The sequence below is a fragment of the Azospirillum agricola genome (assembly GCF_017876095.1).
GTDB classification, from domain to species: domain Bacteria; phylum Pseudomonadota; class Alphaproteobacteria; order Azospirillales; family Azospirillaceae; genus Azospirillum; species Azospirillum agricola.
The window spans coordinates 1-6,874 of record NZ_JAGINM010000057.1 but is presented as its reverse complement, the minus strand read 5'-3'; the positions used below and the strand labels follow the sequence as shown (position 1 = coordinate 6,874).

10 protein-coding genes and 1 pseudogene are annotated in these 6,874 nt (G+C 66.3%); 7 read left to right on the top strand and 4 right to left on the bottom strand.

Annotated elements, in window-relative coordinates:
- Window positions 1-281: 281 nt before the first annotated feature.
- The 3 genes and pseudogenes from J2847_RS33630 to J2847_RS33620 all read left to right on the top strand — a co-directional run bounded on the left by J2847_RS33630 (window position 282) and on the right by J2847_RS33620 (window position 1,601).
- Complete coding sequence (locus J2847_RS33630) at window positions 282-854, top strand: recombinase family protein (RefSeq protein ID WP_209783075.1); 573 nt, start codon at window positions 282-284, stop codon at window positions 852-854.
- An 81-nt stretch (window positions 855-935) separates the two neighbouring features.
- Window positions 936-1,082, top strand: a pseudogene (locus J2847_RS34465) (AbiJ-related protein); the annotation flags it as partial.
- A gap of 24 nt (window positions 1,083-1,106) precedes the next feature.
- Window positions 1,107-1,601, top strand: coding sequence for an abortive infection family protein (locus J2847_RS33620; RefSeq protein WP_209783074.1), 495 nt, complete (start codon window positions 1,107-1,109; stop codon window positions 1,599-1,601).
- Between the two features lie 17 nt (window positions 1,602-1,618).
- Here J2847_RS33620 and J2847_RS33615 read toward each other — a convergent pair whose 3' ends face one another.
- Window positions 1,619-2,065 carry a helix-turn-helix domain-containing protein gene (locus J2847_RS33615; protein WP_209783073.1) on the bottom strand — a complete coding sequence of 149 codons (447 nt, stop codon included), beginning with the start codon at window positions 2,063-2,065 and terminating at the stop codon, window positions 1,619-1,621.
- 257 nt (window positions 2,066-2,322) lie between these two features.
- Between J2847_RS33615 and J2847_RS33610 the strand changes: the two genes are divergently transcribed.
- The 3 genes from J2847_RS33610 (at window position 2,323) to J2847_RS33600 (ending at window position 3,993) form a co-directional block, all read left to right on the top strand.
- On the top strand, window positions 2,323-3,351 hold the full coding sequence (locus tag J2847_RS33610; protein ID WP_209783072.1) for an Abi family protein: 1,029 nt from the start codon (window positions 2,323-2,325) through the stop codon (window positions 3,349-3,351).
- Between the two features lie 92 nt (window positions 3,352-3,443).
- Window positions 3,444-3,797: a hypothetical protein gene (locus J2847_RS33605; RefSeq protein WP_209783071.1), complete on the top strand. Its 354-nt coding sequence runs from the start codon at window positions 3,444-3,446 to the stop codon at window positions 3,795-3,797.
- On the top strand, window positions 3,790-3,993 hold the full coding sequence (locus J2847_RS33600) for a hypothetical protein (RefSeq protein ID WP_209783070.1): 204 nt from the start codon (window positions 3,790-3,792) through the stop codon (window positions 3,991-3,993). Before J2847_RS33605 ends, J2847_RS33600 begins: the two co-directional genes overlap by 8 nt.
- A gap of 123 nt (window positions 3,994-4,116) precedes the next feature.
- On the opposite strand, the gene J2847_RS33595 is transcribed toward J2847_RS33600, so the two are convergent.
- The 3 genes from J2847_RS33595 to J2847_RS33585 form a co-directional block, all read right to left on the bottom strand.
- Window positions 4,117-4,413, bottom strand: coding sequence for a hypothetical protein (locus J2847_RS33595; RefSeq protein WP_209783069.1), 297 nt, complete (start codon window positions 4,411-4,413; stop codon window positions 4,117-4,119).
- A gap of 358 nt (window positions 4,414-4,771) precedes the next feature.
- Complete coding sequence (locus J2847_RS33590; RefSeq protein WP_209783068.1) at window positions 4,772-5,491, bottom strand: hypothetical protein; 720 nt, start codon at window positions 5,489-5,491, stop codon at window positions 4,772-4,774.
- A 37-nt stretch (window positions 5,492-5,528) separates the two neighbouring features.
- The gene (locus J2847_RS33585; protein ID WP_209783067.1) at window positions 5,529-5,777 is read right to left on the bottom strand and encodes a hypothetical protein; all 249 of its coding nucleotides are present in this window, start codon (window positions 5,775-5,777) and stop codon (window positions 5,529-5,531) included.
- Here J2847_RS33585 and J2847_RS35050 point away from each other — a divergent pair.
- Window positions 5,765-6,304, top strand: coding sequence for a recombinase family protein (locus tag J2847_RS35050; RefSeq protein WP_459208602.1), 540 nt, complete (start codon window positions 5,765-5,767; stop codon window positions 6,302-6,304). The genes J2847_RS33585 and J2847_RS35050 overlap by 13 nt on opposite strands.
- Window positions 6,305-6,874: the final 570 nt, after the last annotated feature.

Genomic DNA, 6,874 nt, shown 5'->3' with positions numbered 1-6,874 from the left:
ACTCCCACTCCCGGTGGAGCTTCAGTGAATCATGCTCGCTATAATTTGGGAATCCCATGCGGCCCGAGAGTCAGCTCAGGCGTGAGCCGGTATGACAGCCATCACATGCACCCTAACCAGGATAGGGCTGCGACAGAATGCGCAGGGGAAAGCGGCGGCAATTGCCGTCCGCGAATCGGCCGTTTGACGGCCAGCCGCCAAAGTGTCCGGCAACCTGCGTTGACGATGGCTTTCCGGACGCATAGTTTGTCGGACGGGTTTCCGGACAAACGGAGCGGGCGGTGGCGAACATCGGCTATGCCAGGGTCTCGACCGCTGACCAGGATCCAGCCCTGCAACTCGACGCCTTGGCCAAGGCAGACTGCGAGCGGGTCTTTCAGGATCAGGCATCCGGAGCCAAGGCTGATCGACCTGGGCTGGCGGCGGCCATCGCCTTCGCACGAGCCGGCGACATTCTGGTGGTCTGGAAGCTGGACCGTCTCGGCCGATCTCTTCCGCACCTGATTGAGACGGTGAACCAGCTGGAGGCTCGCGGTGTGGGCTTCCGCTCTCTGACCGAGGCGATCGACACGACCACCCCGGGCGGCAGGCTGGTGTTCCACATCTTCGGCGCTCTCGGCCAGTTTGAGCGTGACCTCATCCGGGAACGGACCCGTGCCGGCTTGGTCGCTGCCGTTGCTCGTGGTCGAAAGGGCGGGCGCACGCCTGTGGTAACCGAGGACAAGCTCCGCCGGGCAAAGGCTCTGCTCGTCCAAGGGCTCACGGTTCGTGAGGCTGCGGCGCGGATCAAGGTCGGAAAGACCGCCCTTTATGCTGCTCTTGGCGTAAAAGGGGACGGCGACGTTGATTCCTGAGTACCGTTCATAATTCGTTCTACCTTAGCGTTGTTTACCTAATACCTATCGCGCTCTCCTCTCCTTGGCGCCGTCGGCGCCTACGCGTGCTCGCAGCGCCGGTTCTTCGCGTTCCTTGAGGCCGTGGTGCATCCACGCACCCGTGACGAGCGGCAGCAGCGCGCCCTGGTTGACGCCCTCAACCCTCTTCTGGAGCGGGACGGCTTCGCGCTGATGCCGACGGGCTAGGTCTCCGGGTACAGCGTCTTCACCGTGCAGGAGCGAGCCTCCGCCCACCAGACGCCGGCCGACACCGCGATCTCGGCGGCGCTGGCGGCCTTCGACGAGGCCAGCGTGCACGACGCCTGGAGGAAGGCTCTGGAACGCCGGGCCACGCATCCTGAAGGGGCCATCACCTCGGCCCGCACGCTGTTGGAGACGGTATGCAAGCACATCATCGAGGACGCCGGCGGCACCTACGCGGAGAGCGACGAACTGCCCAAGCTGTACCGCACGGCGGCAACGCACCTGAACCTCGCCCCGGATCAGCACACGGAGGAGGTCTTCAAGGCCATCCTGGGCAACTGCCAGTCGATTGTGAACAGCCTCGGGAGCGTGCGCAACAAGCTCAGCGACGCGCACGGCCGGGGCCGCAAGGCGGCGCGCCCGCTGCCCCGGCACGCGGAGCTCGCGGTTAACTTGGCGGGCACCATGGCCACCTTCCTCGTCTCGACGTGGCGGGCGCGGCAGGCGTCGACGAAGCCGTGACGGGCCTCTCGGCGACGCTACGCTCCTGCCTCGTCCGGAGGTGTCGCGCCCCCCATGCCCCGCGGGAAAAGGTTGGGGTTCTGTTCCGCGATCGACGTCAGAAGCGAGACCATGCCCGACAGGTCGTAGGCGTTCGACTCGATAATGCCGGCGCGCCGGCGCTTCACCTTGGTGATCATGCCGAGCTTTTGGAGCTTGTTGATCGCCCGTTGCACTTGGCGCTCGGACACCCCCAGCCGCCGGGACAGGGTGAGCATGGAGGGGAACGGCAGGACGTCCTTTTTCCACCAGGACGCAGCAAGATGGATGGCAACCAGGCTCTCCACCGGGGTCAGCCGGTGCTCCTCAGCGATGAACTGGTTGACGAGGAGCAGGTAGTTCGGAATCTGGGCGAAGCCGCGCTGCGCCACCAGTCGCCCCCACTTCGCCTCCATATCGGACTTGGAACCATCCGCCGTTTCCATACGACATTCCCATCGGACATAATGTCCTTCTATAAAGACACACGAATACATACAGGATCAATACCTATGTGAAATATACCTAAGAAGGTTCACGGCCAAACCCACGCTCAAGCCTCTTGACAGACACCGCAGGCGAGCGTATATGCTCGAGGATTGCGTATGATCGGCGTTGACTACCGGGATTCCGAGGGCCATATTCGGTTCCAACACGACCCGCCACGCCTCTCATAAGAACGGCGCACCAGGGCGGGTTTTTCATGTCTACACGTACCTTTTCCAAGCCGGCGCTCGACCTTACGGGACAGATCGAACACCTCCGTGCCCGAGGTCTGGCCATCCCCAACGAGGACGAAGCCCGCGCCGTTCTCAAGGCCGTCGGATTCTATCGGTTCCGCGGCTATGCCCTCCATTGGCGCTTGAAGGCTGACGGTACGAAGGAGGCTCAGTTCCTCCCCGGCGTCACGTTCCGCGACGTCACGCGTGTGTGCGATTTCGACCGCAGGCTTCGGACGCACATCCTGCATGCGGTCGAGCGGATCGAAGTCGCGCTGAGGGCGGCGTTTTCAAACGCCCTCGGGGTGACCTACGGCAGCCACTGGTATCTGGAGGCCAGCCGCTTCGCACCAGGGTACAATCACACGGCGCTGATCAGCCGCATCCAGGGCGAAATCCACCACGACCAGAAGAGAGCCGACAAGCGCGACGTCTTCATCCAGCACTACTACGGTTCTTACGATGTTCCCGACATGCCGCCGACCTGGATGGTCTTCGAGGCCATTCACCTCGGCACGATGTCGAAGATGTTCGAGAACCTGACCAAGGCCGGGCAGAAGCTGGTCGCCGCCGAGTTCGGGGAACACCGAACCCTCATCGGCTCCTGGTTGGAGATGCTGACCGTGCTGCGGAACTACTGCGCCCACCACGCCCGGGTCTGGAACCGGCAGTTCCCCGTCAAGCCGGTCATCCCCAAGCTGTACACCCCCTACTTCGAGTACCAGCTGGAGAATAAGAACGGCCAGACGGTGACGGAGATCGGCGGTTTCCGGCTGCACACGCAGCTGTTCGTGCTGCAGAAGTTTCTCGAGCGCATCGGCGCCGGAGCGCTCTGGATGGACCAGCTCTTCGACCTTCTGCACGAGTACAACGACATCCCCACCGCTCCCATGGGGTTCCCCGACAAGTGGGTTGGGTTCCCCACCGAGGAGGAGATGACGCGGGAGGCCGAACGCCGCATAGCCGCGGCGAAGGAGGCCCGTCTTGCGGCCAAGGCGGCGGCCCCCTCGTAAGGGCGCCGCCGGCGCCGGCGGAGGCGGATCGATGGCTACCACGGCATCCGCCAATGCGGTACATCAGCGCCCCGAGCAAACGCGGAGCCGCCATGTCCCCGACCAACGATCCCGGCTTCAACGCCAAGGAGCGCGACCTGATCCGGCGCGAGTTCCAGCAGCGCATGTCCAGCGCCCGCAGCATCCACGACGGCCTCCTGTTGCGGCGCTGGTCGACGGGCGAGCGCAAGGGGCAGCCGAAGGTGCCGGCCGCCGTGCAGTCCCTGCTCGACCGCGGCCTTGTGGTGCTGGACGACCTCGACAAGCACTGGCCGGTGGCGCGCTTCACCACGGCGGGCTTGCGCGCCCTGCGGCGGATGGCCGCCGATCGGCGGGCCTTCAACCCAGAGAGCCACGCACGCCTCCTCGAGGAGGTTGCCGCGCTGACGGGAGTGGACGATGAGTAGGCACCGGGTCGCGATCGGCGACCGCTACGCGCGCGCTGACACGCCCCGGCACAGCTACGTCGTCGTGGCACTGGTCGACAAGCCCGGACACCCGCCGCACGCCCGGCTGCAGGCCGAGGGCGGCTCCCCGTACGACGAGATCTTGGTCGGTGTGGGCGCTCTGCGCGATTCCAGCGCGTGGCGACGTCTGGATTGAGGGCTGCCGTAGCCCGCAGGCGTCCTGCAGCTCGGAACCGGACGCAGCTCAGAACGGAATGGGAAAACGGGGAGGGGCACGTGGCCCCTCCCCGTGCTCGCTGACGGTTGGCCAGCGATCGCCTCAGTCGTCGTCCTCGTCGTCGTCCGCGGCGCCGTCCACCGCCTCGTCGATCTCGTCGAGAGCCTCGAGATCGCCGTTGTGGACGCGCTTCAGAATGCCCCGGATGCGCTTCGACGCGATGCGAGGCCACCCCTCGATGGTCTCGGTCTGAAGCACAGCGAAGTTGTCGCCGACCGGGAAGACCGACCAGCCGCTGTCGGCCATGTCATCGATCCAGTCGGCGATGAACACGTCGCGCAGGTGGCGTCGGTTCGCCAGGGTGCGCACCGTTTCCGACGAAATACGGACGCGGGTCACACCCTTTCCCTTCTCTTCGCCGTAGGTGCGGATGAGATGACGGGTGAGGACTCCCGTTTCGCTGGCCGTGGGCCTATAATTTGCCATATCAGCTCCTGCCTGGGGTTGATGCCACCGCGTCAGGGGGTGGGTACCAGCCACTCCCTGACGCTCATTTCGACGACCCCGCCGTCATTACGGCGTCGGGGTCGTCGAAATGATGCTCGCTCGCTCCGAGCGACATTGTCAATTCCTTTTTTGGCTTTCGGGTGCGACACGACGAGTCCGCCCGCCGAGATTCGGTTCGGCACGTCGGGTACGCTTGAGCCGCTGTCACACGGACGCACGCCGCAACGTTGGAAGGCCCCGGCCCGCCCCGTCACGCCTTTCGGCCGCTCGTAAAGACGAGCAAGCTCGCAACAAGGGTTCCGTCCCGGTCCTCCGGCTCATCGCCGGTGAAGACGACGGTCACCGGCTCCGGCATGGTCTCCGCCAGGATGGCAAGGAGGTCATCGACGTCCTTCAGCGTCAGCGAGGCGGGCGACAGGCGGAGGATGGTGGAGCGAGCCTCGGCCAGAAGACCGCCCGCCTGGGCGGTCAGGGCCTGACCGGCCTCGGCGATCCGCCGCGGTCCCGCGGTCCGCGCGGTGAGCAGCGCGCCGGCGCCGCCGGCGGACAGCACGCGGCGGAGCGCGCGCACGTCGATGAGCCCCTGCGAGCGGGTCAACGGCTCGACGACGGCGCGCACCGCCGCCACCGCCGCGGCCTCGCCGGCGACGCGGACGACGGGGCCGACGACGTCCGGCCCGACGCCGGCATCGCCGATGGCCACGGTCATCATCAAGCTCCCCTGCGCGCGCCAGTTGCGAAGCACCGACGCGGCGACGGTCCCCTCCGCCTCCAGGGGAGCGGCCACGACGATCGCAACGTCCGGCACCGCGCCGTCGGCCGCGGCCAGGAGGACCTCCTCAGCGACCGTGCTGGCGCCATACGGTTCCACCGCTTCGGCCGCGCGCCGCCCGGTCGGGCCGAGGCCCAGCACGAGCACGCGAGGGCACGAACGGACCGCCGAGGAGGACGGCGCGGGAGCGGAGGTCATGGCAAGCCTCTGGGGACGGGAGAAGGGGGATCGTGCGTTACGCATCGCCGTCGGCCGGTCGGCGCGGTCGAGCCGCGGTCCCGGCCTCGGCCGCGCTGTTGATCGCAAGGAGGTGCGCCTTCAGGTCGAGCGTGTGTTTGGCCGGCCTCTGGCATATGAGGTGATAGCCGGCCGGCGCATTGCGCCACTGGCTGTGGCTCATCTTGATGAACAGGCTCATCCCGTCGAGCCAGAGCGGAAGACTCTTCAGGAGGGCGGCGGTGTCGTCGGACGGTGTGGGGGCCATGCAGGTTCCCTTGCGGTCGATGGGTGACGGCCAGGCGACGAACCGCTTCAGACGGCGCCCAGCCACGCTTGCACCGTCCCCGGCAGCAGATCCGGGCGGCGGCGGGCGAAGGCCAGGACGTCGGCGCGGCTGATGACCTCGGCCCGCGAGTTGGCGCCGCGAATCAGCCCGTTCGGCTGGAAGGCGAAGGCGACGCCGACCTCGTCCGGGAGGCTGCCGAGGTCCACGGGGGTCCCGCCGGTCTTGACCTGCAGGACCGCCTCGCGCCCGTCGTCATCTTCGGCGCTCTCGGCCAGTTTGAGCGTGACCTCATCCGGGAACGGACCCGTGCCGGCTTGGTCGCTGCCGTTGCTCGTGGTCGAAAGGGCGGGCGCACGCCTGTGGTAACCGAGGACAAGCTCCGCCGGGCAAAGGCTCTGCTCGTCCAAGGGCTCACGGTTCGTGAGGCTGCGGCGCGGATCAAGGTCGGAAAGACCGCCCTTTATGCTGCTCTTGGCGTAAAAGGGGACGGCGACGTTGATTCCTGAGTACCGTTCATAATTCGTTCTACCTTAGCGTTGTTTACCTAATACCTATCGCGCTCTCCTCTGAGACGGCTATTGGCCCCGGCTTTCAGCTGGACTACCGACCACCGAACTGACCAGATTTCGCCCAGGCGCAACCTGTTGTAAAGCCTTGTGATATCGGCTCTGGATGGTCAGTTGCCGCCCAGGCCCGCGAAAGTCGTCCGTTTCTGAGACGGATGCCTCCGCTGCCCTGCAGGCCGGATCCAGATCGCCGCCGGCCCGTCGGCGAGCTGGTCGCCCAGGGCGGCGTCGACGGGACCGAGGTGCAGGACCTGAGGCCGCGGCGGCCGCGGTGGAGTTTGAGGAGACGCCCGGGCCGGTGCTGGCCATCGTGCTGCCCGTCGGCGTCGTCCGATCCCTGCACCGTCCTCATTGGCCTTGTTCTTAACGACCGCAGAAAATCAAAGCCGCACGACCGTGCACAGCTCTTTTTCCACGTCCTGCTAGCACTACTTTGGCAGTTCTACTCCCGCCGGTGCGGGACGAGCCAGCACCGACAGCAGGGACATCGGAGCGGCGCGCAGGTGAGGA

Excerpts from the sequence above, each read along its gene's own strand:
- J2847_RS33615 (WP_209783073.1), bottom strand. The coding sequence starts at position 2,065 with ATGGAAACGGCGGATGGTTCCAAGTCCGATATGGAGGCGAAGTGGGGG.
- J2847_RS33610 (WP_209783072.1), top strand. The coding sequence starts at position 2,323 with ATGTCTACACGTACCTTTTCCAAGCCGGCGCTCGACCTTACGGGACAG.
- J2847_RS33605 (WP_209783071.1), top strand. The coding sequence starts at position 3,444 with ATGTCCCCGACCAACGATCCCGGCTTCAACGCCAAGGAGCGCGACCTG.
- J2847_RS33600 (WP_209783070.1), top strand. The coding sequence starts at position 3,790 with ATGAGTAGGCACCGGGTCGCGATCGGCGACCGCTACGCGCGCGCTGAC.
- J2847_RS33590 (WP_209783068.1), bottom strand. The coding sequence starts at position 5,491 with ATGACCTCCGCTCCCGCGCCGTCCTCCTCGGCGGTCCGTTCGTGCCCT.
- J2847_RS33585 (WP_209783067.1), bottom strand. The coding sequence starts at position 5,777 with ATGGCCCCCACACCGTCCGACGACACCGCCGCCCTCCTGAAGAGTCTT.